The organism is Rhodococcus sp. 05-2255-1e (assembly GCF_002259025.1).
Lineage (GTDB): Bacteria > Actinomycetota > Actinomycetes > Mycobacteriales > Mycobacteriaceae > Rhodococcoides > Rhodococcoides fascians.
The window spans coordinates 1-23,156 of sequence record NZ_NOZE01000044.1; the positions used below are offsets into that span (position 1 = coordinate 1).

General features: G+C 64.5%; 26 protein-coding genes and 1 pseudogene. 19 read left to right on the plus strand and 8 right to left on the minus strand.

What is annotated here, in order from left to right; all coding sequences use genetic code 11:
- The coding region (locus CH262_RS25040; RefSeq protein WP_143547170.1) for an HNH endonuclease signature motif containing protein at positions 1–478 on the plus strand (478 nt) is incomplete at its 5' end.
- An 89-nt stretch (positions 479–567) separates the two neighbouring features.
- Here CH262_RS25040 and dapD read toward each other — a convergent pair.
- Complete coding sequence (gene dapD, locus CH262_RS25045) at positions 568–1,521, minus strand: 2,3,4,5-tetrahydropyridine-2,6-dicarboxylate N-succinyltransferase (protein WP_094718716.1); 954 nt, start codon at positions 1,519–1,521, stop codon at positions 568–570.
- 204 nt (positions 1,522–1,725) lie between these two features.
- Between dapD and CH262_RS27885 the strand changes: the two genes are divergently transcribed.
- From CH262_RS27885 to CH262_RS25070, 6 genes are all read left to right on the plus strand, one after another.
- The gene (locus CH262_RS27885; RefSeq protein WP_179275110.1) at positions 1,726–1,869 is read left to right on the plus strand and encodes a hypothetical protein; all 144 of its coding nucleotides are present in this window, start codon (positions 1,726–1,728) and stop codon (positions 1,867–1,869) included.
- 69 nt (positions 1,870–1,938) lie between these two features.
- Complete coding sequence (locus tag CH262_RS25050) at positions 1,939–2,859, plus strand: SMP-30/gluconolactonase/LRE family protein (RefSeq protein WP_256988981.1); 921 nt, start codon at positions 1,939–1,941, stop codon at positions 2,857–2,859.
- A gap of 10 nt (positions 2,860–2,869) precedes the next feature.
- Positions 2,870–3,955, plus strand: coding sequence for a succinyl-diaminopimelate desuccinylase (gene dapE, locus CH262_RS25055; protein ID WP_032365377.1), 1,086 nt, complete (start codon positions 2,870–2,872; stop codon positions 3,953–3,955).
- A 10-nt stretch (positions 3,956–3,965) separates the two neighbouring features.
- Positions 3,966–4,736, plus strand: a complete 771-nt coding sequence (locus CH262_RS25060; RefSeq protein ID WP_045840749.1) for a TIGR00730 family Rossman fold protein — start codon at positions 3,966–3,968, stop codon at positions 4,734–4,736.
- Positions 4,733–5,296 carry a TIGR00730 family Rossman fold protein gene (locus CH262_RS25065; RefSeq protein ID WP_230074810.1) on the plus strand — a complete coding sequence of 188 codons (564 nt, stop codon included), beginning with the start codon at positions 4,733–4,735 and terminating at the stop codon, positions 5,294–5,296. Before CH262_RS25060 ends, CH262_RS25065 begins: the two co-directional genes overlap by 4 nt.
- A 91-nt stretch (positions 5,297–5,387) precedes the next feature.
- Positions 5,388–7,163, plus strand: coding sequence for a long-chain-acyl-CoA synthetase (locus tag CH262_RS25070; protein WP_094718718.1), 1,776 nt, complete (start codon positions 5,388–5,390; stop codon positions 7,161–7,163).
- On the opposite strand, the gene CH262_RS25075 is transcribed toward CH262_RS25070, so the two are convergent.
- Positions 7,153–7,797 (minus strand): TetR/AcrR family transcriptional regulator, encoded by a 645-nt coding sequence (locus CH262_RS25075; protein WP_051365251.1) that lies wholly within the window; start codon positions 7,795–7,797, stop codon positions 7,153–7,155. The two genes, CH262_RS25070 and CH262_RS25075, sit on opposite strands and share 11 nt — an antisense overlap.
- 54 nt (positions 7,798–7,851) lie before the next feature.
- On the opposite strand from CH262_RS25075, the gene CH262_RS25080 reads away from it, so the two are divergent.
- The 7 genes from CH262_RS25080 (at position 7,852) to CH262_RS25110 (ending at position 12,446) form a co-directional block, all read left to right on the plus strand.
- On the plus strand, positions 7,852–8,289 hold the full coding sequence (locus tag CH262_RS25080) for an ester cyclase (RefSeq protein ID WP_051365250.1): 438 nt from the start codon (positions 7,852–7,854) through the stop codon (positions 8,287–8,289).
- Positions 8,286–9,146: a dihydropteroate synthase gene (gene folP / locus CH262_RS25085; protein WP_094718719.1), complete on the plus strand. Its 861-nt coding sequence runs from the start codon at positions 8,286–8,288 to the stop codon at positions 9,144–9,146. The genes CH262_RS25080 and folP overlap by 4 nt, the downstream gene beginning before the upstream one ends.
- Complete coding sequence (locus CH262_RS25090) at positions 9,143–10,072, plus strand: glucosyl-3-phosphoglycerate synthase (protein ID WP_027498057.1); 930 nt, start codon at positions 9,143–9,145, stop codon at positions 10,070–10,072. Before folP ends, CH262_RS25090 begins: the two co-directional genes overlap by 4 nt.
- 55 nt (positions 10,073–10,127) lie before the next feature.
- The gene (locus CH262_RS25095) at positions 10,128–10,541 is read left to right on the plus strand and encodes a DivIVA domain-containing protein (RefSeq protein ID WP_052055088.1); all 414 of its coding nucleotides are present in this window, start codon (positions 10,128–10,130) and stop codon (positions 10,539–10,541) included.
- The gene (locus CH262_RS25100; protein WP_048315932.1) at positions 10,538–11,146 is read left to right on the plus strand and encodes a DNA-3-methyladenine glycosylase I; all 609 of its coding nucleotides are present in this window, start codon (positions 10,538–10,540) and stop codon (positions 11,144–11,146) included. The genes CH262_RS25095 and CH262_RS25100 overlap by 4 nt, the downstream gene beginning before the upstream one ends.
- Positions 11,147–11,242: 96 nt before the next feature.
- Positions 11,243–11,410: a DUF3117 domain-containing protein gene (locus CH262_RS25105; protein WP_008714277.1), complete on the plus strand. Its 168-nt coding sequence runs from the start codon at positions 11,243–11,245 to the stop codon at positions 11,408–11,410.
- A gap of 157 nt (positions 11,411–11,567) precedes the next feature.
- A complete protein-coding gene (locus CH262_RS25110; RefSeq protein WP_094718720.1) occupies positions 11,568–12,446 on the plus strand; it encodes a putative RNA methyltransferase in 879 nt (292 codons plus the stop codon).
- Here CH262_RS25110 and glgA read toward each other — a convergent pair.
- Positions 12,416–13,579, minus strand: coding sequence for a glycogen synthase (gene glgA / locus CH262_RS25115; protein WP_027498054.1), 1,164 nt, complete (start codon positions 13,577–13,579; stop codon positions 12,416–12,418). The two genes, CH262_RS25110 and glgA, sit on opposite strands and share 31 nt — an antisense overlap.
- A gap of 76 nt (positions 13,580–13,655) precedes the next feature.
- On the opposite strand from glgA, the gene glgC reads away from it, so the two are divergent.
- Positions 13,656–14,870 (plus strand): glucose-1-phosphate adenylyltransferase, encoded by a 1,215-nt coding sequence (gene glgC / locus CH262_RS25120; protein ID WP_027498053.1) that lies wholly within the window; start codon positions 13,656–13,658, stop codon positions 14,868–14,870.
- 61 nt (positions 14,871–14,931) lie between these two features.
- Here glgC and CH262_RS25125 read toward each other — a convergent pair whose 3' ends face one another.
- Positions 14,932–15,543, minus strand: coding sequence for an O-methyltransferase (locus CH262_RS25125; RefSeq protein WP_032365496.1), 612 nt, complete (start codon positions 15,541–15,543; stop codon positions 14,932–14,934).
- A gap of 239 nt (positions 15,544–15,782) precedes the next feature.
- Here CH262_RS25125 and sigE point away from each other — a divergent pair, with 239 nt between their 5' ends.
- From sigE to tatB, 4 genes are all read left to right on the plus strand, one after another.
- Positions 15,783–16,409, plus strand: a complete 627-nt coding sequence (gene sigE / locus CH262_RS25130) for an RNA polymerase sigma factor SigE (protein ID WP_045840779.1) — start codon at positions 15,783–15,785, stop codon at positions 16,407–16,409.
- 16 nt (positions 16,410–16,425) lie between these two features.
- Positions 16,426–16,752 carry a hypothetical protein gene (locus tag CH262_RS25135; RefSeq protein ID WP_032365497.1) on the plus strand — a complete coding sequence of 109 codons (327 nt, stop codon included), beginning with the start codon at positions 16,426–16,428 and terminating at the stop codon, positions 16,750–16,752.
- Between the two features lie 84 nt (positions 16,753–16,836).
- Positions 16,837–18,342 (plus strand): S1C family serine protease, encoded by a 1,506-nt coding sequence (locus CH262_RS25140; protein WP_094718721.1) that lies wholly within the window; start codon positions 16,837–16,839, stop codon positions 18,340–18,342.
- A gap of 18 nt (positions 18,343–18,360) precedes the next feature.
- The gene (tatB, locus tag CH262_RS25145) at positions 18,361–18,810 is read left to right on the plus strand and encodes a Sec-independent protein translocase protein TatB (RefSeq protein WP_094718722.1); all 450 of its coding nucleotides are present in this window, start codon (positions 18,361–18,363) and stop codon (positions 18,808–18,810) included.
- A 159-nt stretch (positions 18,811–18,969) separates the two neighbouring features.
- Here tatB and CH262_RS25150 read toward each other — a convergent pair whose 3' ends face one another.
- The 4 genes and pseudogenes from CH262_RS25150 to CH262_RS25165 form a co-directional block, all read right to left on the minus strand.
- Positions 18,970–19,743: an amino acid ABC transporter ATP-binding protein gene (locus CH262_RS25150; protein WP_051365249.1), complete on the minus strand. Its 774-nt coding sequence runs from the start codon at positions 19,741–19,743 to the stop codon at positions 18,970–18,972.
- The gene (locus CH262_RS25155; protein ID WP_094718723.1) at positions 19,740–21,197 is read right to left on the minus strand and encodes an amino acid ABC transporter substrate-binding protein/permease; all 1,458 of its coding nucleotides are present in this window, start codon (positions 21,195–21,197) and stop codon (positions 19,740–19,742) included. Before CH262_RS25155 ends, CH262_RS25150 begins: the two co-directional genes overlap by 4 nt.
- A 92-nt stretch (positions 21,198–21,289) precedes the next feature.
- Entirely contained in the window at positions 21,290–22,426 is a 1,137-nt protein-coding gene (locus CH262_RS25160; RefSeq protein ID WP_032365383.1) for an Mrp/NBP35 family ATP-binding protein, read from the minus strand.
- A 70-nt stretch (positions 22,427–22,496) separates the two neighbouring features.
- Positions 22,497–23,075 (minus strand): annotated as a pseudogene (locus tag CH262_RS25165) (lytic transglycosylase domain-containing protein); the annotation flags it as partial.
- Positions 23,076–23,156: the final 81 nt, after the last annotated feature.

Here is a 23,156-nt window from a genome sequence, read left to right on the forward strand (position 1 = left end):
TGCGGATCGTGGCGCATATCGGGACCTGTTCGGCGACGGCACCACCGTCGGCTGGCTGCCGTGGATGGGCCCGCTCTCCCGCAACACCTCTCGCCAACTGGCCTGCGATTGCCTTCTCACCGCCATCGTCATGGACGAGAACGGCAACCCACTCAACCTCGCCCGCACCGCCCGTACCGTCACCGCGAAACAGAAACGAGCATTGACTGCCCGCGATCACGGCTGCGCGTTCCCCGGCTGCGGAAAACCCGCCGCCTGGACCGAAGGCCACCACATCTGGCACTGGACCGATGGTGGCCCCACCGACATGGACAACCTCGTCCTCCTGTGTGGATTCCACCACCGACTCATCCACCACAGTGATTGGGAAGTGTTCATCGGCACCGATCAGCACCCGTGGTTCGTGCCGCCGGCATCCGTCGACCCCTACCGACAACCCCGACAATCCCACGCCCGAGCCGGCCCCCACATCGCATAGCTATCGAAATCGAGACCAGCCCCGCACCGAAAACACGGTGCGGGGCTGGAAGAGATTGTCCGACCAATCGATTGGAGTCGATCAGGCTCTCAGTCGTTGGCGTGCAGCGCAGCGTTCAGCTCGACGCCGGTGCCCTTCCACGGCACAACCTCGACCGCACCCGAGAGCGAGTTACGACGGAACAGGAGGTTGGACTTGCCGCTCAGCGTCGCCGCCTTCACCACAGTTCCATCCGGTCCACTGACCTTCGTTCCGGCGGTGATGTACAGCCCCGCCTCGACGACGCAGTCGTCACCGAGTGAAATGCCGAGTCCGGAGTTGGCACCGAGCAGGCAGCTCTTGCCGACGGAGATGACGTTCTTGCCGCCACCGGACAGCGTGCCCATGATCGACGCACCGCCGCCCACGTCGGAACCGTCACCCACCACGACGCCCGCCGAGATGCGTCCCTCGACCATCGAGTTACCGAGCGTGCCTGCATTGAAGTTGACGAAGCCCTCGTGCATAACCGTCGTTCCACTGGCCAGATGAGCACCGAGACGCACACGGTCGGCGTCGGCGATGCGGACGCCGGTGGGAACGACGTAATCGACCAGACGCGGGAACTTGTCCACGCCGTACACCGTCACCTGGCCGCGGGCACGCAGCTTCGCACGCACAGTCTCGAAGCCCTCGACCGCTGCGGGTCCGAAGTTGGTCCAGACGACGTTGGAGAGCAGTCCGAACAGCCCGTCGAGATTCTGACCGTGCGGCTCGACCAGGCGATGCGACAGCAGATGCAGTCGTAGGTACGCGTCGTGGGCGTCGATCGGAGCATCGTCCAGAGATGCGATGTTGGTGCGCACTGCGACGACCTCGACGCCGCGCGCCTCGTCCGCACCGACCAGCGCGGCCAGCTCCGCGGGGATGTCGGATCCTTCGAGTCGAGTCGTGCCGGCCTCGAGTCCCGACCCGAACTCCGGGCTCGGAAACCAGGTGTCGAGAACTACGCCCGACGTCGTGATGTTGGCAATACCTACTGCTGTTGCTCCCTGTGCACTCACGGCTCGAAGAATACGCGGTGGTGCGTCGTGCGTGGTTCGGTGACTGGGCGCCGCAGGTTCCCAGGTGATTTCCGGGCATACCGACCGGCGGTAGTCGCCGGTTCGGTCACGACGGCGGTTCGTTATCCGTTCGACTGACGAGCGTGACCACATCGGGATTCGCGGAGACCGGCCCGGGGCCGGTGGGCTGACAGAGTGACGACAATGACCACCCGCAGGATTTCGCACGGAAGAGGAGCAGTGTCGATGATGGCCGACGGGATGTCGTTCACCGGGTTGGTGGCAACCTTCGCTTCGACCATCATTCTCGGAGTCGCTTTCGGCTTGGTTGTCGCCGAGGCGTGGTAGAAATGCCCATCGGCTGACAGGGGGTCGCCGTAGGCGGGGGATTCCGTGAGTTCGAGCAGGTCAATAGCTATGCGTTCGATAATCTCGGTGGTCGCTGCATCACTCCTGGCGGTGACCGGCGTAGTTGCCGGTTCCGGCACCGCAGCTGCCGCACCGGACTGCGCTGGAGTCGGCGGGAAGTCGGCAGAGGTCGCGAAAATTCCGGGGGCTGCGCTGGAGGGGCTTGCCGTCGATGGGTCGGGCCGCGCGTATGTCACCGATATCGTCTCGGGCCGGGTGTACCGCATCGACGCACCTGGACAGCCCGCGTACCCCATTGCGAAGGTTCCCAGCGGCGGCGGCGGAGCTCTGGCGTGGATGCCCGACGGGACGCTCCTGGTCGGTTACGGTGCCGATCCCCGTGTATTCGTCGGAGACGTCGTCAAGGCCGCCGGCATCGTTCGACTCGACATCGACACCCTTGCCGTCACTCCCTTTGCGAAGGGACTCAGTGCTGCCAACGGACTCGCGGTCGCGGCCGACAGAACCGTCTACGCCACCAACGACTTCGGTTCGCTCATCGGTCGCATCAGCCCCGACGGTTCTGTCGACCCGAGCTGGGCGCGCTTGCCGAGCGCCAACGGCGCGGTGCTCGATGCCGCTGGGAAATATCTCTACGTCTCTCGGACGTTCGTGAACGCGGGCGTCAGTCGAATCCCGATTGCGAATCCGTCGGCACCGGAAGACCTGCTCGATCTGAAGGGGCTCGATTCGTTGGCTGCCCCGGACGGTCTCACTCTCGACGCCGCCGGCCGTCCGGTGGTACCGCTCAATGCAGGCGGTTCCGTCGTCCGCATCGATGCTCCGGGGGTCACCTGCGTGATCGGTACCGGCACTCGGTTGACCAGTGTCGTCTCCTACGGTCGCTCCGAGCAGGGGTTTTCGAGCGGAAGATTGTTCGGCGCAGGCTTCGACGGCGTGGTCCGCGAGATTCCGGGGCCCAAAGCCTAGGGTTGTCGCCGTGACGCTCGATTTGCATGCCGACCCGATAGACCTCACCGCAGCGCTGGTGGACATCCCCAGTGTCAGTGAGGACGAGGCGCGTATCGCCGACGAGGTGGAGCAGGCACTTCGCGAGCAGACCACGGGCTTCGAGATAATTCGGAGCGGCAACGCCGTCCTGGCCAGAACCAACCGCGGGCTGGGTTCACGGGTGATGCTTGCCGGTCATCTCGACACCGTGCCGATAGCCGACAACGTCCCGTCGAGGCGCGAGCACGAGAGCGCCGAGGGGGACATCCTGCACGGCTGCGGGACCGTCGACATGAAGTCGGGCGATGCGGTGTTTCTTCACCTCGCCGCGACGATCGACAACCCGGCACACGACCTGACTCTGGTGTTCTACGACTGCGAGGAGATTGCTGCCTCACGCAACGGTCTCGGTCGCATCGAACGTGAGCTACCCGAATGGCTGAACGCCGATGTCGCGATTCTGGGCGAACCGTCCGGCGGGTTCATCGAAGCCGGTTGCCAAGGGACACTGCGTGTTCGGCTGACGGCGTCGGGAACCCGAGCGCACAGTGCCCGATCCTGGCTGGGCGACAACGCCATTCACAAGTTCGGTGCGGTGCTCAATCGGCTGGCGGCCTACCACGCTCGCAGCGTCGATATCGATGGATGTGTATATCGCGAAGGGCTGCAAGCAGTTCGGATCGCAGGCGGGGTGGCGGGCAATGTTGTCCCCGATGCCGCCGAGCTCGACGTCAATTTCCGTTTCGCACCGGACCGCAGTGTCGACGAGGCCGTCGAGCATGTCCGTGAGGTGGTCGACGGACTCGATCTCGGGTTCGAGGTGACCGACTCGTCACCGGGTGCGCTGCCCGGTCTGAACCAGCCTGCTGCCGCTGCCCTCATCGAGGCAGCGGGAGGACAGTTCCGGGCCAAGTACGGCTGGACCGACGTCTCCCGGTTCTCCGCCCTCGGCATACCCGCAGTCAACTACGGACCGGGCGATCCCAACCTCGCCCACAAGCGCGACGAGCGCGTCCCGGTCGAACAGATCACCCACGTCACACAGGTTCTACGGAGCTACCTCTCCGCCGGATAGCCTGAACGCCATGAACAGCGTCGACGACCCAGGTAGTTACGAACAGATCGGCAGCGAAAAGCCCGCCAAACACAAGGGATCCGTCGTACTTCGCCGCGGTCGAAACACCGAGACGTCCACGTCGGACCAACGATTGCTCGACGAACGCGGATCCGGCAATTGGATCCATTCGGACACCTGGCGCGTGCTGCGCATTCAGAGCGAATTCGTCGAAGGCTTCGGTGCTCTGGCCGAGGTGCCGCGAGCGGTGACGGTGTTCGGTTCGGCGCGCACACCCGTCGACCATCCCGAATACGAGCGGGCGCGTGAACTCGGAGCTGCCCTGGCGCGTGAAGGCTTCGCCGTGATCACCGGCGGCGGTCCCGGTGTGATGGAGGGCGCGAACCGCGGCGCGAGCGAGGCCGACGGGTACTCCATCGGACTGGGCATCGAGCTGCCGTTCGAGCAGGGCCTCAACGACTGGGTCGATCTCGGTGTCAATTTTCGATACTTCTTCGTGCGCAAGACCATGTTCGTCAAGTACTCCCAAGCGTTCGTGTGCCTGCCCGGAGGCTTCGGTACTCTCGACGAACTCTTCGAGGCGCTCACACTTGTGCAGACCGCGAAGGTCACACGATTCCCGATCGTGTTGCTGGGCAAGGACTTCTGGTCGGGATTGCTCGACTGGATCAAGACCACTCTCGTGAAAGAAGGCAAGGTGTCCGAGAAGGACCTCGACCTCATCCATTGCACCGACAGCGTCGACGAGGCCGTCCGCATCGTCCGGGAGGCCCAGCAGTGAGCGTGCAGCCGGTCGGCGTTTCGGGGATCAGCGTGTGTGTCTACTGCGCATCGGGACCGGTCGACGCGTCGTTCATCGATCTGGCGCGTGAGGTCGGTACCGAGATCGGTCGACGTGGTTGGCAGCTGGTGTCGGGCGGCGGCAACGTCTCGATGATGGGCGCGGTGGCCGCGGCGACACGCGCAGCCGGAGGCAACACCGTCGGTGTCATCCCGAAAGCGCTCGTGCACCGCGAGGTCGCCGACGTCGATGCCGACGAGTTGATCGTCACCGACACGATGCGTGAGCGGAAGAAGATCATGGAGGACCGAGCCGACGCGTTCATCACGTTGCCCGGCGGCATCGGAACGCTCGAGGAACTCTTCGAGACGTGGACGGCCGGCTATCTGGGCATGCACAGCAAGCCGATGGTGATGCTCGATCCGTTCGGGCACTTCGACGGCCTGATGCAGTGGATCGACGGTCTGAGCTCCACCGGGTTCGTGCAGCAACGAGCCCTCGACGCGCTCGTGCGCACCACTTCTGTCGACGAGGCCCTGGACGTGTGCGGCGCGTTGTGAAAGTTCACCAACCGAGCCCGCCTGACGAAGTGCTGGAAGTTGTTACTCTCTAGTAGGGTTAGTTATCTCACATCGTCTCAAAGGGGAGCTCATGGCTGTCGATGCCCGTCAGAAAATCGGAGTGACCGACCTCGCGGTCGCGTTGCCGAAAATGGTGACGGAGGTGCCGAGCCTGCTCAAGGGGCTGGCGGGCTTCACCCGTAAGCCCGACCACAAGGTCTCCATCGGACTGATTTTCCAGGACGCGGCAGCCAAGAACAGCACTCGACCGTTCGTCCGTTTCGAGGGTGAGTCGATCTCCTACAAGGACGCGAACGCGCTGGTCAATCAGTACGCCGCAGTGTTCACCGACCGGGGTGTCGTACGCGGCGACGTCGTCGGTGTGCTGAGCAAGAACCGCCCCGAGGCGCTGTTCGCGGCGCTGGCTGCCGTGAAGCTCGGTGCCACCGCAGGCATGCTCAACTACAACCAGCGCGGCGACGTGCTCGAGCACAGCCTCGGAATTCTCGAAGCGAAGGTGCTGGTCCTCGACGAAAACGCGCAGGAAGCGCTGGATTCTCTGGACGGCGAGCCCAAGGTCGGGTCGGTGTTGCCGCTGAAGGAGCTCGGCGAGCTGGCCGCGAAGGCGTCGACGGCCAACCCGTCGGTCACCGCGGAGATCCAGGCCAAGGAGAAGGCGTTCTACATCTTCACCTCGGGAACGACGGGCATGCCCAAGGCCAGCCTGATGAGCCACTTCCGTTGGCTCAAGTCGATGTCGGGCCTGGGCAACATGGGCGTGCGACTGCGCGGCGACGACGTCATCTACTGCTGCCTTCCGCTTTATCACAACAACGCGCTGACGGTGACGCTGTCCTCGGTGCTCGCCGGCGGCGCGACGATGGCCATCGGTAAGCAGTTCTCGGTGAGCAACTTCTGGGAAGACATTCGCGTCAACAAGGCCACGGCGTTCACCTACATCGGCGAGCTCTGCCGGTACCTGCTCACGCAGCCGAAGAAGGATTCCGACCGGGACAACTCGGTCAAGCTGATCGTCGGCAACGGACTGCGACCGGAGATCTGGGAGGAGTTCACCGAGCGATTCGGTATCTCCCGCGTCGCGGAGTTCTACGGTGCCAGCGAATGCAACATCGCCTTCATCAACGCACTGAACATGAAGAAGACTGCCGGAATCTGCCCGTTGCCGTATGCCGTGGTGCAGTACGACGAAGAGTCGGGCAAGGCCAAGCGCGGCCACGACGGCAAGCTCCGCAAGGTCGGCAACGGTGAAGTGGGCCTGCTGCTGTCCAAGATCACCGACCGGGCACCGTTCGACGGGTATTCCGACGACAAGGCCACCGAGAAGAAGATGGTGCGCGACGGGTTCAAGGACGGTGACGCGTGGTTCGACACCGGCGACCTCGTTCGCAAGCAGGGCTGGATGCACGTCGCATTCGTCGACCGGCTGGGAGACACTTTCCGCTGGAAGGGCGAGAACGTCGCCACGACCCAGGTCGAGGGTGCACTCGGTAGCCACCCGGCAGTGGACGGTGCCGTCGTCTACGGCGTCGACATCGAGGGTGCCGACGGCAAGGCCGGTATGGCTGCGGTGACACTGCGCGACGGTGAGTCCTTCGACGGCAAGTCGTTCGCCGAGCACCTCTACGACAAGCTTCCGACGTATGCGGTGCCGCTGTTCGTTCGCATCGTCGACAGCCTCGAGCAGACCTCGACGTTCAAGAGCCAGAAGGTCGCTCTACGCAAGCTGGGGTTCCAGGAAGACGGTGACAGCGAACTCCACGTGCTGCGCGGCAAGTCCGGTGGCTACGAGAAGTTCTACGACGGTTACGTCGACGAGGTTGCCGCCGGCAAGGCCCCTAAGGGGTAACCAGCAAGCTCGAGGCGAGGGTGGCCTCGAGCCATCGTGCGTAGCGGTCGGTCGTCCAACCCGACCGCTCGCACAACATTCGGTGCATTTCGGGGCTGGTCAGGGCCCAGATGGTGGTTCCTGCCGTTTCGAGGTCAACGGCCAGATCTCCACGTGCCCCGATCCACTCGGCGATCTGCATCATCGCCGATCTGCGTTGTCGGTCCTGGATATCGCGTCGTAGTGCTGCGATGTCCTCGTCGACGGCAGCCGCGCTGAGCAAGATGTCGTCGACCGCTCTGATTCGCGCGACCTGTTCGGCGATTCCTGACGCGAACATGCGGAGCTGCGTGCGTTGATCGAGTTCGTCGCGCACGGCCGATGCTGATGAGCGCTGCATGATCGGCGTCGGGTCGGTGTCTCCGCCGATGTCCAGATCCACCATTTCTCTGAGCAGCGTGCGCTTGTTCTTGAAGACGTGGAAGACGGTGTCCGCCGAGACACCTGCCGCGGCGGCGATCGACGGGACCGAGGTTGTGCCGTATCCGTGGGCGAGGAAGAGTCCGCGCGCGGCCTCGATGATGCGGAGTCGGGTGCCTTCGGCCTGCTGTTGCCGCACGGCGGAGTTGTAGGTCCTCTTGACGTTTTCGGTCATCGGGTCGAGTATATGCATATTGATCCGAGTGCCACTTGAACGAATCGGGGCGTCATGGATATCCAACAGGCGAAAGATCGAGTGGGACGGGTCTTCGAGGACGGATTCGGGCGGGGTGATCTCTCGACGGTGGATGCAGCACTCGCGCCGAGCGCTGTCGACCGGCACGCTTTCGGACAGGACGAACCGGATATGGCGGCACACCTCAAAGGCGCGATCGCGATGTTCCGTTCTGCGATGCCCGACCTGCGCGTGACGATCGGTGATCTCTTCGGGGAAGGAGACCGAATCGCCGCGCGGGTCGAGATGGAGGGAACCCACACGGGCTCGCCTCTGTTCGGCGTGCCATCCTCGGGGCTGTCCGTTGCGCTCGAACAGTTCCACGTCATCGAGCTCGACGCCGACGGACGTGGTGCCCGGCACTGGGCGAATGTGGGTGCCGACACCATCGCGCTCGGGCACCTCCGCCGAAATGCCACTATGGATGAATGAGCACTCTGTGCGGTAAGCCGGTCGCCGACGATCGAGCTCTGGTCATGGCGATCGTCAATCGCACCCCGGACTCGTTCTACGACGGGGGCGCGAATTTCTCCGACGATGCAGCAATGGCGTCCGTGCACAGGGCGGTCGCCGAGGGTGCCGACATGGTCGATATCGGCGGCGTCAAAGCAGGCCCCGGTGATCTCGTCGACGCGGCGGAGGAGATCCGCCGCGTCGTGCCGTTCGTCGAAGCGATCCGGGATGCGTATCCGGATCTGTTGATCAGTGTCGACACCTGGCGTAGCGAGGTTGCTCGTTTGGCCTGCAGGGTGGGAGCCGATCTGATCAACGACACCTGGGCCGGAGCCGATCCCGAGTTGGTGCGCGTCGCCGCTGCCGAGGGAGTCGGGATCGTCTGCTCGCACACCGGCGGTGCCGTTCCGCGGACCCGCCCGCATCGGGTTCGGTACACCGACGTCGTGGCCGATGTGGTCGCGGAAGTCACCGCAGCTGCCGATAACGCGGTCGCGGAGGGGGTGAAGAAGGATTCGATTCTGATCGATCCGACCCACGATTTCGGGAAAAACACCTATCACGGGCTCGAGTTGTTGCGTCGCGTGGACGTTCTTGTAAACACCGGGTGGCCTGTGCTCATGGCGCTGAGCAACAAGGACTTCGTAGGCGAGACTCTAGGGGTAGAGCTCGCCGACCGGTTGGAGGGAACATTGGCAGCGACAGCATTGGCCGCAGCAGGCGGAGCCCGGATGTTCCGGGTGCACGAGGTTGCGTCGACCAGAAGAGTCGTCGACATGGTGGCAGCGATCCAGGGACGACGAACCCCGGCGCGGACGGTCAGGGGGCTGGCATGACACTGGCCGATCGAACGGACGTGACCCGAATGTGGTCCGAGACCAACAGCTGGGACACCCCCGAATGGACCATCGCCGAGCTCGAGGCCGCCAAGGCGGGCCGCACGGTGTCCGTGGTGCTTCCGGCGCTGAACGAGGAACAGACGGTGGCTGCCGTCATCGACACCATCCACCCGTTGCTCGGTGGCCTCGTCGACGAACTGATCGTGCTCGACTCGGGCTCGACCGACGAGACGGCAGTGCGCGCGAGAGCGGCCGGTGCCCGTGTCATCAGTCGAGAGGAGGCAGTACCGGGGCTCGATCCGGTACCGGGCAAGGGCGAGGTGCTGTGGCGATCGGTCGCGGCGTCGACGGGTGATCTCATCGCCTTCGTCGATTCCGATCTGATCAATCCCGACCCCGCGTTCGTGCCGAAACTGCTGGGACCACTGCTGATGGGCGACGGCATTCATCTCGTCAAGGGTTACTACCGACGTCCACTTCGCGTCAGTGGCACCGAGGACGCCAACGGCGGTGGACGCGTCACCGAGTTGGTGGCTCGACCCTTGCTCGCGGCGCTGCGCCCGGAGTTGACCGGCGTGATTCAGCCGCTGGGCGGGGAGTACGCGGGCACTCGTGAGTTGTTGTCGGCGGTGCCCTTCGCGCCCGGTTACGGGGTGGAGATCGGCCTGCTTCTCGACACGTACGACCGGCTCGGTCTGCAGGCCATCGGACAGGTGAACCTGGGAGTGCGAAAGCATCGCAATCGGCCGCTGGTCGAACTTGGGGCGATGAGTCGGCAGATCGTCGGAACGATGCTCAACCGGTGCGGCATGGTCGATTCCGGTGCCGGCCTGATGCAGTTCCGCGTGGCAGGGGATTCGTTCGAGCCGTTCTCGACCGAAGTGTCGTTGGCCGATCGACCGGCGATGAACTCGCTGATCTGACCGACCACCAGGTGCGTCCAGCCGACGTGTCGGACAGCCGTGACAAGATCGTGGCATGTTGACGCTGTTGATCTACATCATCGTCATTGCAGTCGTCGCTGCGGCGTTGTTCTTCATCGCCGCAGCGGTGTTCGGTCGCGGTGAAGAGCTGGGGCCGTTGCCCGAGGGAACCACCGCAACAGTGCTGCCGGCCGAAGGGGTCACCGGTGCCGATGTGCGCGCGTTGAAGTTTCAGCAGACGTTGCGGGGTTACAAGCCCAGCGAAGTCGACTGGGCTCTCGAGCGCCTGGGCGGCGAGATAGACATGTTGCGGTCACGGCTGTCCGCGGCGCAGGAGTCGGGTTCTCGATCCCCGCTGTCGGGGCAGCCCGGCAGTGCGGGCTTCACGGATAGTTCTGGCCTCACCGACAGTGCCGGCCTCACGGATAGTTCGGGCGTCACAGGCACGGTCGAGTCGGACGAACGGTGAGCGCAGTCGCGGGGCCGGACGGCAAGCTGCGCTGCCCGTGGGGTGCTACCGACGACGAGCTGTATCGCACCTATCACGACACGGAGTGGGGGCAGCCGCTGCACGGCCGCAATGAGCTCTACGAGCGCCTGTGTCTGGAAGCGTTTCAGTCGGGCCTGGCGTGGATCACGATCCTGCGCAAGCGGGAAAGCTTCCGCACTGCTTTCGCCGGGTTCGATCCCGACGCAGTGGCCCGCTTCGACGACGCCGATGTGGAGCGGTTGATGAACGACGCGTCGATCGTGCGGAACCGACTCAAGATCGAGGCTGCGGTGAGCAACGCGCGCGCGATCGTCGACCTCGACGACACCGATCTCGACACTCTGCTGTGGTCCTTCGCGCCGGAGCCCAGGTCACAGCGGCTCACGGAGTTCACCGACGTGCCCGCGTCGACACCCGAATCGACGGCATTGGCCAAAGAGCTCAAACGCCGCGGGCTACGGTTCGTCGGTCCGACTACCGCCTACGCATTGATGCAGGCCACCGGAATGGTCGACGATCACCTGTCGAGGTGTTGGGTGCAGGTCACGAATACCGACTCAGGTTCCCCCCATCGACGGCGATAGGGAAGAATGGCACAGGACACTCCGTCGCCCCGCGACGAATTTATCTTTTAGGCCGAGGCGCCGAGCAGGTGGGCGCAGATCTGGAGGGAGCAGAGGATGGCGGCGATGAAGCCCCGGACCGGGGACGGTCCCCTCGAAGCAACCAAAGAGGGACGAGGAATCGTCATGCGTGTCCCGCTCGAGGGGGGCGGCCGTTTGGTCGTCGAATTGACCCCCGACGAGGCCGCGGCACTCGGTGACGAACTGAAGGGCGTCACCGGCTGATCGCCACGTCGATCGATCATCGCTCAGCCCCGCTCGCCGCACCGGCCAGCGGGGCTTTGTGTTGTCATCAGCAGTGTTGTGTTCAGCGGTGTTGTGATCGGCAGGTCGTTTCCGGGGGAGTGGCGGAGAATCTGTCTCGATACGAAAGAGGTGCTCGATGCTGACCGACGTCGTCGATCTGCTGGTCTGCCCACAGTGCCGCGTCCGTGAGGTCGAGTCGGGCCTGGGTCTCGGTGAGACCGATCGGAGTCTGTGGTGCGATCGTGGTCATTCGTTCGACGTGGCCCGGCAGGGGTACGTCAGCCTGTTGACCGGCGACGGCGGCAAGTTCGCCGGTGATTCGGCCGAGATGGTCACAGCCCGTGAGAAGTTCCTCGGTGGCGGTCATTTCGAGCCCATCGCGGCGGCGGTGTCGGCGGCTGTTCCGCCCGAGTCGGACGTGGTCCTCGATGTCGGGGTCGGCACCGGGTATTACCTCGCAGGTGTCCTGGACGCGCGTCCGGCCGCGCTGGGGGTCGGGGTGGACGTGTCCAAGTTCGCGGCGCGACGAGCCGCGCGGTCGCATTCGCGGCTCGGGTGCGTCGTCGCGGACATCTGGAGCGGGCTACCGATTCGGGCGGGTGCCGTGTCTGCGGTGACGTGTGTGTTCTCGCCGCGCAATGCCGGTGAACTGCATCGAGTTCTCGGCGACGACGGCACGTTGGTGGTCGTCACGCCGACGTCGCGGCATCAGCGAGAACTGCGCGGGCCGCTGGGGCTGATCGGCGTCGAAGAGGACAAGACCCGTCGGCTCGGTGAGTCGCTGTCGGGTCTGTTCGAGTCGGTGGCCGAGACCCCGCTCGAGTACTCGATGATGCTCTCGCACAACGACATCGAGGAACTCATCGGTATGGGGCCGTCGATTCGGCACGGTGACTCCGACGCGCGGTCCGTGGCGTTGAAGGATTTGCCCGACACCGTCCCGGTCACCGCGTCGGTGACGGTGTCGACCTACCGAAAGATCTCTCAGCCCCGACGCGCCAGCGCGTCGTTGTAGACGGCGAGGGTCTGTTTCGCGATCGAGGCCCACGAGAATTCGGCAACGGCCCGCTCGCGGCCGGCCTTGCCCATCGCTGTCGCCAGTGCGGGGTCGAGAGCGACCTCGTTGACGGTGTCGGCGAGGGTTCGCTCGAAGACGTCGGGCTCGTACGAGTTGTAGTGCACCAGCCGTCCGGTCCGGCCGTCGTCGACGACCTCAGGGATGCCGCCGACGTCCGACGCCACGACCGCGGTTTCGCAGGCCATTGCCTCCAGGTTGACGATGCCGAGTGGCTCGTACACCGATGGGCAGACGAATACTGCTGCGGCGGAGAGGATCTGGCGAATCTTGTCGGTGGGGAGCATGTCCTTGACCCAGAAGACCCCGCTGCGTTGCTCGGCCAGCAACGCCACTGCGCGTTCGGTTTCTGCGGCGATCTCCGGAGTGTCGGGCGCGCCCGCGCACAGGACGAGCTGAATCGACGGATCGAAATGGTGTGCCGCGGCGATGAGGTGACCCACGCCCTTCTGCCGGGTGATGCGACCGACGAACGCGACGATCGGCTTGCTGGGATCCACCCCGATCTCGTCGAGAGTCGACGTGCCGTGATCTGCGTACCACCGCTCGGTGTCGATCCCGTTGCGCACCACGTGGACTCGACTCGGGTCGAGGCGCGGATAGGCGTCGAGCACGTCCTTGGCCATACCCTCGCTGACGGCGATGACGGCGTCGGCGTATTCCACCGCGTTCTTCTCCGACCACGACGAAATGCGGTAACCGCCGCCCAACTGCTCGGCCTTCCACGGTCGCCGCGGCTCGAGCGAGTGCGCGGTGAGAATGTGCGGAACTCCGTACAGCTCGGCCGCGAGGTGGCCGGCGAGCCCGGTGTACCAGGTGTGCGAATGCACCACGTCCGCTCCCGCTGCCGCGTTGGCCATCCGCAGTTCCGCCGACAACGTCGTCAGTGCTGCGTTGGCTCCGGCGAGTGCCGGATCGGGATCGTGCACCTGTGCGGTGTCGCGCGGAGCTCCCATGCAGTGGATGTCCACCTCGCACAGCGACTTCAGCTGCGCGGTCAACTCCGTGACATGAACTCCTGCGCCACCGTAGATCTCCGGCGGGTATTCCTTGGTCATCATCGCTACTCGCACGTGAACGAACCTACATTCCCCGGCAGTTGTGCGTGTACTGGTAGCAAGGTTCTCTCGGTGCGGATAGGTTGGGTGGGTGAGGACACAACCGCACGTACTAGGGATTGTGCTTGCCGGCGGAGAGGGTAAGCGCCTTTACCCGATGACCGCGGACCGAGCCAAGCCAGCCGTTCCCTTCGGGGGCGCCTACCGACTCATCGACTTCGTGTTGAGCAATCTCGTGAATGCCGGTTACCTCCGGCTCTGCGTGCTGACTCAGTACAAGTCCCATTCCCTGGACCGCCACATCTCGCAGACGTGGCGACTGTCCGGTTTCGCCGGGGAGTACATCACTCCGGTCCCGGCACAGCAGCGTCTCGGCCCCCGGTGGTACACCGGCAGCGCCGACGCCATCTTCCAGTCGCTGAACCTGGTGTACGACGAGGACCCCGAGTACATCGTGGTCTTCGGTGCCGACCACGTGTACCGAATGGATCCGGAGCAGATGGTGCAGCAGCACATCGACTCCGGCGCGGGCGTCACCGTCGCAGGTATCCGGGTTCCGCGTAGCGAGGCATTCGCGTTCGGCTGCATCGACTCGGACGAGAACGGCAAGATCACCCAGTTCCTGGAGAAGCCGGCGCAGCCGCCCGGTACGCCCGACGACCCGGACGTCACGTATGCGTCGATGGGCAACTACGTGTTCACCACCAAGGTGCTCGTCGATGCCATCAAGGCGGACTCCGAGAATTCCGACTCCGACCACGACATGGGCGGCGACATCATCCCGGCGCTCGTCGAAGCAGGCGTGGCCTCGGTCTACGACTTCAACGACAACGTCGTTCCCGGTGCCACCGAACGCGATCGCGGCTACTGGCGAGACGTCGGCACCATCGACGCCTTCTACGACGCCCACATGGACCTCGTGTCGGTGCATCCCATCTTCAATCTCTACAACCGCCGCTGGCCCATCCGCGGATCGGCCGAGAATCTGCCGCCCGCCAAGTTCGTCCAGGGCGGCCTCGCTCAGGAATCCGTCGTCGGTGCCGGCTGCATTCTCAGCGCCGCCACCGTCCGTAACTCGGTACTGAGCTCGAACGTCATGATCGACAGCGGCGCGACCGTCGAAGGCAGCGTCCTGATGCCCGGAGTCCGGATCGGCAAGGGTGCCGTCGTTCGGCACGCGATCCTGGACAAGAACGTCGTCGTCGGTGACGGCGAAATCGTCGGAGTCGATCTCGAACGCGACCGGGAACGCTTCAACGTCAGTGCCGGGGGAGTCGTCTCCGTCGGCAAGGGCGTCTGGATCTAGAGCAGAGCCTGCGGCATGTGAGTGGAAATTCGTAGCGTGCTACGAATTTCCACTCACATGGTCACGCCCGCGACGCGCAGATCAACCCGTCGCCCAGAGGAAGCAGCACCGTCGTCAGGCGCTCGTCCTCGGCGATGGCTCGCGCGGCCGATCGAACGGCCACCGCAGTCGCGTCGCGCTGAGTCGGGTCGGCAACCCGGCCACCCAGCAATGCGTTGTGCAGCACCAGAACTCCGCCGGGGCGTAGCAACCGCACGCTCTCGGCGACGAAGTGCGGATGGTCCGCAGGGCTGGCGTCGATGAAGACCAGATCGTAGGTGTCATCGGCCAAGCGGGGGAGTACGTCCAACGCCCAGCCGTTGATCAGCCGGGTGCGGGACGGCGCAATTCCTCCTGCCCGGAATGCTTCTCGCGCTGCCCGCTGGTGTTCGGGCTCGGTGTCGATGGTGGTCAGCACACCGTCCGCTCGCATCCCGTCGAGCAACCACAGACCGCTGATTCCCGCGCCCGTTCCGATTTCGACGACCGTCTTCGCGCCGAGCATCTGAGTGAAGATGCTCAGGATGGCACCGACGGACGGCGGCACCGGAGCGGCACCGAGGTCGACGGCTCGCTCTCTGGCTGCGATCAGAACCTCGTCCTCCTGAGCGGAGTCTTCGGCATAAGCGAGCATCTTCTCGGCGTTGGTCGGCACGTCCCGAGGTTATCGTGCCCGGGGCTCGATCTCACGCACACATTCTCAGGTGGGCCTCAGGTGATTCATACCGGACCCACACGCGGGTCGGTCAGGCTATGGAGGAATCGCAGGTCCGTCTCGATTGCGAAGTGTGAGCTGGAACATCCGAGGGTAGTCGTCGGTTGCATCAGAAGGACGTACGCAGTCCTGAGCAGGAGGATCCAACTATTTACAAGATCAACGGCGATCGCGACATCGCTCGTCTACCCGAGTCCGTGCCCACCCCCGACGACCTCAGCGGCACCGCAGTGTTCGATGCGACCGGCGAGAACTCCACCATGCCGTCCTGGGACGAGCTCGTTCGCGAACACGGCGACCGCGTCTACCGACTCGCGTACCGCCTCTCCGGCAATGCCCAGGACGCCGAGGACCTGACTCAGGACACCTTCATCCGCGTGTTCCGCTCCCTGTCGAACTACCAGCCGGGAACGTTCGAGGGCTGGCTGCACCGCATCACGACCAACCTGTTCCTCGACATGGTTCGTCGCCGCAGCCGTATCCGCATGGAAGCACTGCCCGAGGACTACGACCGCGTTCCGTCGGACCGGCCCAACCCCGAGCAGATCTACCACGACGCTCGCCTCGACCCGGATCTGCAGTCTGCGCTCGATTCGCTGGCACCCGAGTTTCGCGCCGCAATCGTGTTGTGCGATATCGAAGGACTGTCGTACGAAGAGATCGGTGCGACACTGGGCGTCAAGCTCGGAACGGTTCGTAGTCGCATTCACCGTGGCCGTCACGCGCTACGGGAGTACCTTCGAGTGCACGGGAAGGTCGACTCGGGTCACGCAAGTGTCCACTAGCTACGAGGAGGGTTGGATGACGCAGGCACGCAAGCCTCGGCAATTCAGCTCCACCGAACATCTGGCCAGTGAAGCCGTCGCAGCCTACGTCGATGGTGAGCTACGAATGCCCGCTCACCTCCGCGCCGCTCATCACCTCTCCGAATGCCCGGAATGCTCGGCCGAGGTCGAGGCGCAGCAGCAGGCGCGTCGAGCGCTCCGCGGAGCAGGCGAGATGTCGATGCCACATTCGCTCCTCGGTTTGCTGAGCCAAATTCCGTCCTGTGCAGGCGAAGACGGGCCCGCTCGATCCAAGCGTTCGTTCATGGCGTCCGTCGAGGCCGTGCGCCGTCGTCGACGCTGACCGCCGCGTTTTCTGCCCGACGAGTCCTCACCTGCATCGAGCTGCCCCGACCGCTCGAGTGATACTGAACTCTCACACCGACGTATGCGAGGGGTAACCGGACGCGTGACATCGAATTCGACCAGCACCGAGACCACAGGCACAGCAGACGAAGGTCCACGGTTGCCGCCGCGTCCGGTCCATCGGCCCACCGTCGATCCGGTGTCGGCCTCGGTGTTCGGACGTCCCGATGACGTCGGCGGTTCGTTCTCCCCACGTCGCCCCGACGAACAACTGCCTTCCCGGCTGTCGGTCCGGCCGCCGGACCCCGTCCTGGCCGAGGCCTTCGGACGTCCCGACGACGCCACCGAGTCATTACAGCGCGACCCCGACGCCGTCGACGAGTCCGACGCCGGCCCCCAGGTCCCGGCCGATCCGTGGCGTGATCCCGCGTCCCGAGTGTCGCTGGGCGGCGCGGCCCTCGACACCCCACCACCTCCTGTACTCCCTCCTGGAACCAAACTCGGTGTGCGCGACGTCTTGTTCGGGCGATCGGTATCCGTGCGGGCGCTCGTCGTACTCGGTGTCCTTGCCCTCGTCATCGGCTTGGTCGGTGGACTGTTCGGCCGCCTGACCGCCGAAGTGACCGGCGCACTGACCAGCCAGAAAGTGACACTGACCCAGTCCAGTGGCGACGACGTCCCACGCGGCCAGATCAGCAAGGTGGCCGACGAGGTCCTGCCGTCGGTCGTCTCCATTCAGGTGACCCTCGGCGAGACCGGAGGCACCGGCTCGGGCGTCGTGATCGACGCCGACGAGGGCTACATCGTGACGAACAACCACGTGATCTCGCTCGCCGCATCCGACGAGGACAAGTCGACCCTCGAAGTCACCTTCTCCGACGGCACCAAAGTGCCCGGACGCATCGTCGGCCGCGACACCAAGACCGACCTCGCCGTGCTCAAGACCGACGTCGGCAACCTCACCGAGGCTCAGCTCGGGCGCTCCGACGACGTCCGCGTCGGCCAGGACGTCATCGCCGTCGGGTCACCGCTCGGTCTGAACAAGACGGTCACCTCGGGCATCGTCAGTGCTCTCGACCGCCCCGTCGCGCTGTCGGGGGAGGGCACCGACACCAACGCCGTCATCGACGCGGTACAGACCGACGCAGCCATCAACCCGGGTAACTCCGGTGGCCCCCTCATCGACTTCGAAGGTCGCGTCATCGGCATCAACTCCGCCATCCGAAGCGAGAGCGGCGGATCGGTGGGACTGGGCTTCGCTATACCCGTCGACGAAGTCACCGAGGTGGCGCAGGCCCTCATCGAGGACGGCGTCATGCGGCACCCGGATTTCGGGATCAATGCGCGTTCGGTGATCAACGAAACCTCGGCCGGCGCAGAAGTCGCCAACGTCCGGGCCGGTGGGCCGGCCCAGCAAGCCGGAATCGTCGAAGGGGACGTCATCACCAAGGTCGGCGACCGCTCGGTGGGGGACGCGGACGAGCTCGTCGTCGCGGTGCAGGAAACCACGATCGGCCAGGCGGTGCCGGTGCAACTCGTCCGCTCCGGACGGCTGGTGGACCTGTCCGTCACGCCGGTTTCCGACTGACGACGTAGGCTGGCACCCGTGTTCGGCAACATCGGTTGGGGAGAGCTCGTCATTCTCCTCGTAGCAGCTCTGGTCATCCTCGGCCCGGATCGTCTCCCCGGTGCCATCAGCTGGGTGTCGAAGTCCCTCCGCCAGGTCAAGGACTACGCCAACGGCGCGAGCCAACAACTCAAGGACGAGCTCGGCACCGACTTCGAGGACCTGCGTAAGCCCCTCGCCGACCTCAACCAACTCCGCGGCATGACACCCCGAGCCGTGATCACCAAACACCTGCTCGACGGCGACGACTCGGTCTTCAAGAACCCGCTGGACGACACCTTCAAGGGCAAGCCCTTCGACACCAAGCCGAAGAACGTCGGCGGACCGACTCCGCAGAACGGCGCTCCTCAGGGTGGAGTGTCGATGAGCAAGAACGAGCCGAAACTCGCGGCCGGCGATACCCCGCCCATCGACGCGGACGCCACGTAGGCATAGCCCCAACCGGCCCGACGAACCACCCAGTCTGCAGGCTGCGCCCGCCCGACCGCTGCGCCCCCCGTCGGATGAATGTGGGATTCAGTCGCTCTGAGTGCAACAAAGGCGCATTGATCCGCGGCGGGGCGGCGGCAGGAGTGGGCGGGCCAGTGGCTAGAGCACCTTGTTCAAGAAGTCCTGGGTGCGTGGGTTCTGCGGGTTCCCGAACAGCTCGTCGGGTGTTCCCTCTTCGACGATGACGCCCTCGGCCATGAAGATCACTCGATCCGCGACCTCACGCGCGAAGCCCATTTCGTGGGTGACGACGACCATCGTCATACCGCCCTTGGCGAGGTCGCGCAGTACCTGCAGAACTTCGCCGACCATTTCGGGGTCCAGGGCGCTGGTGGCTTCGTCGAACAGCATGATCGACGGGTTCATGGCCAGTGCTCGCGCGATGGCGACGCGCTGCTTCTGTCCACCGGATAGGTTGGCGGGCTTGTAGTCGGCACGCTCGGACAGTCCTACCTGTTCGAGCAGCTGCAGGGCCGCGTCCTTGGCCTGCGACTTCGTCATCTTCTTGGTTTCGACGGGTGCGAGCATGACGTTCTCGAGGGCTGTCATGTGCGGGAAGAGGTTGAAGTGCTGGAACACCATGCCGATGTTCTGGCGCACCTTGTCCAGGTCCACGTTCTTCGCCGTCAGGTCGGTTCCGTCGACGACGACCGATCCGGCGGTGATGTCTTCCAGCTTGTTCAGGCAGCGTAGGAACGTGCTCTTGCCGGAGCCGGACGGTCCGATCACGCAGACCACTTCACCGTTGGCGATCTCGGCGTCGATGCCTTTGAGAACCGTGTTGTCGCCGAACGCCTTCTGCAGGGCCTTGATCGAGATCTTCGTTCCCGGACCTTTGTCGACCGGCAGGTCCTTGGTCAGTTCGGTGCTCATTTGTTGATCCTCTTCTCGAGCCGGTTCGACAGCTTGGTGAGAGCCATGATGATGATGAAGTACAGGACGCCGACGATGAGCCACATGTTGAACGACTCGAAGTTGCGAGCGATGATCAGACGACCGGTCTGCGTCAGCTCGGCGAGGCCGATGACCGAGAGCAGCGAGGTGTCCTTGAGCGTGATGACGAACTGATTGATGTACGACGGGATCATCGTGCGAATTGCCTGTGGCATCACCACTTTTCGCATCGACTTGAGGTAGCTGATGCCGAGGCTGCGCGACGCCTCCATCTGCCCCTTGTCGACGGCGAGGATGCCGCCGCGCACGATCTCGGCCATGTACGCACCGGCGTTGAGCGAGAGTGTGATGATGCCTGCGGTGAACGCCGACATCTGGAAGTTCAGTGCCGCGGGTACGCCGAAGTAGATGAAGAATGCCTGCACCAGAAGTGGTGTGCCACGGAAGATGTCGACGTAGGTGGTACCGATGCCGCGGAGCACGATGTTGGTCGAGACGCGAAACAGGCCGAAGATTCCGCCGAGTACCAACGCGATGGCGATGGAGATGACGGTCAGCACGATCGTGAGCCACAGACCCTTCAGCAGCAACTGCCAGCTGCTGGCGATCAGGCCGGGGATCGAGGTGTCGGCGGTGGACGCGTCGGCGTTGAGGTAGGTGTCGAGAATTTCTTCGTACTGGCCGTTGGCGCGCAGGTTTTCGAGGCCGGTGTTGAACTGGTCGAGCAACTGGGCGTTGGTGCCCTTGGCGACGGCGAATCCGTAACTGGCACCGGCTTCTTTCTCGGTGACCGTCTTGAAGCCGTTGCCCTGGGTGATGCCGTAGGCGAGCACCGGGTAGTCCTCGAAGGCCGCTGCGGAGTTTCCGGTACGCACTTCCTCGAACATGGTCGCGGAGTCGTCGAAGCTGCGGATGGTGAAGCCGTACTGATCGGCGATCGACGTCGCGAACGTCGCACCCTCGGTGCCGTTCTTGACCGCGACCGACTTACCGCGCAGGTCTTCGTAGCCCTTGATCTCGTCGTTCGAATCCAGAATTGCCATCTGGACACCGGAATCGAAGTACGGATCGGAGAAGTCGAAGGTGGCCTTGCGCTCGTCGGTGATCGACATGCCGGCGATCATTCCGTTGAACTGGCCGCTGGTGACGCCCTGGAGTGCGGTGTCGAATCCGACCTGCTCGACGGTGTAGTCGAAGCCTTGGTCGACGGCGATGGCCGCGAGCAGGTCCATGTCGATTCCGACGAGTTTGCCTGTCTCGTCCTGGAATTCGAAGGGCGCGAACGTGGTGTCTGTCGCGATCGAGTAATTCTGGGCTGGCGGGGCAGGTTGTGCCGACGCCAGCGCGGGACCGAGTACGGATCCCAGCAGGGTCATCAGCAGTGCGATCAGTACCGGAACGACGACCGGCCTGACCCGATGCGGCTTCTTCATGAAGGCCACTCTCTATCGACAGTAGGATTGAAGGCAAATCATAAGGCTCCAACCCTGTTCCCCGCGTCGTTTGTCGGGTATAAGCGCCTGCCTTACAGTTTCCGAGTTGTGTCGATTCCCAGCGACATTCCCACCAGTCCGCGCTCGCGCACCGCAAGTTTGCCGGCGACGGCCTCGAGAGCTTGTGCCGCAGGCGAATCCGGGTGGCCCAACACGATCGGAGTGCCGGCGTCGCCGCCTTCACGGACGGCGGTGTCGAGCGGAATCTGGCCCAGCAGAGGCACCTTGGCGCCCACAGCCTTGGTGAGGCGATCCGATACGTCCTGTCCGCCACCGGATCCGAAGATATCCATCCGGGTACCGTCGGGCAGCTCGAGCCATGACATGTTCTCCACGACGCCCGCAACGCGCTGACGCGTCTGCAGTGCGATTGCTCCGGCACGCTCGGCGACCTCGGCAGCGGCTTGCTGCGGGGTGGTGACCACGAGGATCTCTGCGTTCGGAATCAGTTGTGCGACAGAGATTGCCACGTCGCCGGTGCCGGGCGGAAGGTCGAGGAGCAGCACGTCCAGGTCGCCCCAGAACACGTCGGCGAGGAATTGCTGCAAGGCCCGGTGCAGCATGGGTCCGCGCCAGACGACCGGGGTGTTGCCCTCGGTGAACTGAGCGATCGAGATGAACTTCACGCCGTGCGCCTGCGGCGGCATGATCATCTTCTCCACCTGCGTGGGTCGCGCGTCGTTGCCGAGCATGCGGGGAACGGAATGGCCGTAGATGTCGGCGTCGAGCACACCCACCGACAGGCCGCGGGCGGAAAGGGACGCGGCAAGGTTGACCGTCACGCTGGACTTGCCCACGCCGCCCTTGCCCGACGCCACCGCGTACACGCGCGTCAGCGATCCGGGTTGCGCAAAGGGAATGACCGGCTCGGCGGAATCGCCGCGCAGGGACTTGCGCAGTGCGGTGCGTTGCTCGTCGTTCATCACGTCGAGTTCGACCGTCACGGTGCCGACTCCGGCGACGTCGGCGACGGCGTTCTTCACGCGATCGCTGATCTCGGTCTTCATCGGGCAACCGGAGGTCGTCAAGTAGATGCCGACGCCGACGGCTCCGTCGGGGGCGATGTCGATGCTCTTGACCATGCCGAGGTCGGTGATGGGTTTACGGATCTCGGGGTCGATGACCTTCGTCAGCGCGGTCCGAACGTCGGATTCGGTCAGTACAGCCATTGCTTCATGCTATGCGGTGCACCGAGTCCCGATGAACAGCAGGGCAGCTCGATCTAGTGCTGCGTTGAATTCAGTGAATCCGCGGCAGCTGGTCCGAGGAGGGCACGATGCCGGTGGCGTAACCGGCCGACCATGCGAGCACGTTCGCCACGTAGGCCATCGAATTGTTGTAGCGCAGGATTGCCCGGGTGGTCGAGGCCAGGTCGCGGGCGTTGGTGCCGTCGTCGCACAGGTACATGCCGGTGGCCAGGGCCGCGTCGTACAGGTTCTGTGGGTCGGAGACTCCGTCGCCGTTGCCGTCGGCGTGGTAGAGGTTCCACGTAGAGGGCAGGAACTGCATCGGGCCGACTGCGCGGTCGTACTGGGTGTCGCCGTCGAGCGCGCCGCCGTCGGTGTCGCGAATCACCTGATTGCCGGCGAGGGTGCCGTTGAGAACCGGTCCGAGAATGGGCTCGTGCAGTTCGCCCGAGTCGTCGACCTTGCCGTTGTTGGCGTGGGTGGATTCGACGCGGCCGATGCCGGCGATGACGGTCCAGCTGATGCCGCAGCCGGGCTGCTGCTGGGCCAGGATGCGTTCGGCGTTCTTGTATGCAGAGACGTTGACGACCGGGATCGCGATCGGGCTGACCGCAAGGTTGGTGGGCACCGGACGCTATCTGGCGATTCAGACCGGCATCGTCATCGTCTGGATCTTCCTCAACGTCGTGGCCGTCAATCTGCATTCGGTGCT

What these genes read in the sequence shown, in the direction of transcription:
- CH262_RS27885 (WP_179275110.1), top strand. Translation starts at nt 1,726, where the DNA reads ATGACCACCCGCAGGATTTCGCACGGAAGAGGAGCAGTGTCGATGATG.
- CH262_RS25050 (WP_256988981.1), top strand. Translation starts at nt 1,939, where the DNA reads ATGCGTTCGATAATCTCGGTGGTCGCTGCATCACTCCTGGCGGTGACC.
- CH262_RS25060 (WP_045840749.1), top strand. Translation starts at nt 3,966, where the DNA reads ATGAACAGCGTCGACGACCCAGGTAGTTACGAACAGATCGGCAGCGAA.
- CH262_RS25070 (WP_094718718.1), top strand. Translation starts at nt 5,388, where the DNA reads ATGGCTGTCGATGCCCGTCAGAAAATCGGAGTGACCGACCTCGCGGTC.
- CH262_RS25075 (WP_051365251.1), bottom strand. Translation starts at nt 7,797, where the DNA reads ATGACCGAAAACGTCAAGAGGACCTACAACTCCGCCGTGCGGCAACAG.
- CH262_RS25080 (WP_051365250.1), top strand. Translation starts at nt 7,852, where the DNA reads ATGGATATCCAACAGGCGAAAGATCGAGTGGGACGGGTCTTCGAGGAC.
- folP (WP_094718719.1), top strand. Translation starts at nt 8,286, where the DNA reads ATGAGCACTCTGTGCGGTAAGCCGGTCGCCGACGATCGAGCTCTGGTC.
- CH262_RS25090 (WP_027498057.1), top strand. Translation starts at nt 9,143, where the DNA reads ATGACACTGGCCGATCGAACGGACGTGACCCGAATGTGGTCCGAGACC.
- CH262_RS25095 (WP_052055088.1), top strand. Translation starts at nt 10,128, where the DNA reads ATGTTGACGCTGTTGATCTACATCATCGTCATTGCAGTCGTCGCTGCG.
- CH262_RS25105 (WP_008714277.1), top strand. Translation starts at nt 11,243, where the DNA reads ATGGCGGCGATGAAGCCCCGGACCGGGGACGGTCCCCTCGAAGCAACC.
- CH262_RS25110 (WP_094718720.1), top strand. Translation starts at nt 11,568, where the DNA reads ATGCTGACCGACGTCGTCGATCTGCTGGTCTGCCCACAGTGCCGCGTC.
- CH262_RS25125 (WP_032365496.1), bottom strand. Translation starts at nt 15,543, where the DNA reads ATGCTCGCTTATGCCGAAGACTCCGCTCAGGAGGACGAGGTTCTGATC.
- CH262_RS25135 (WP_032365497.1), top strand. Translation starts at nt 16,426, where the DNA reads ATGACGCAGGCACGCAAGCCTCGGCAATTCAGCTCCACCGAACATCTG.
- CH262_RS25140 (WP_094718721.1), top strand. Translation starts at nt 16,837, where the DNA reads ATGCGAGGGGTAACCGGACGCGTGACATCGAATTCGACCAGCACCGAG.
- CH262_RS25150 (WP_051365249.1), bottom strand. Translation starts at nt 19,743, where the DNA reads ATGAGCACCGAACTGACCAAGGACCTGCCGGTCGACAAAGGTCCGGGA.
- CH262_RS25155 (WP_094718723.1), bottom strand. Translation starts at nt 21,197, where the DNA reads ATGAAGAAGCCGCATCGGGTCAGGCCGGTCGTCGTTCCGGTACTGATC.
- CH262_RS25160 (WP_032365383.1), bottom strand. Translation starts at nt 22,426, where the DNA reads ATGGCTGTACTGACCGAATCCGACGTTCGGACCGCGCTGACGAAGGTC.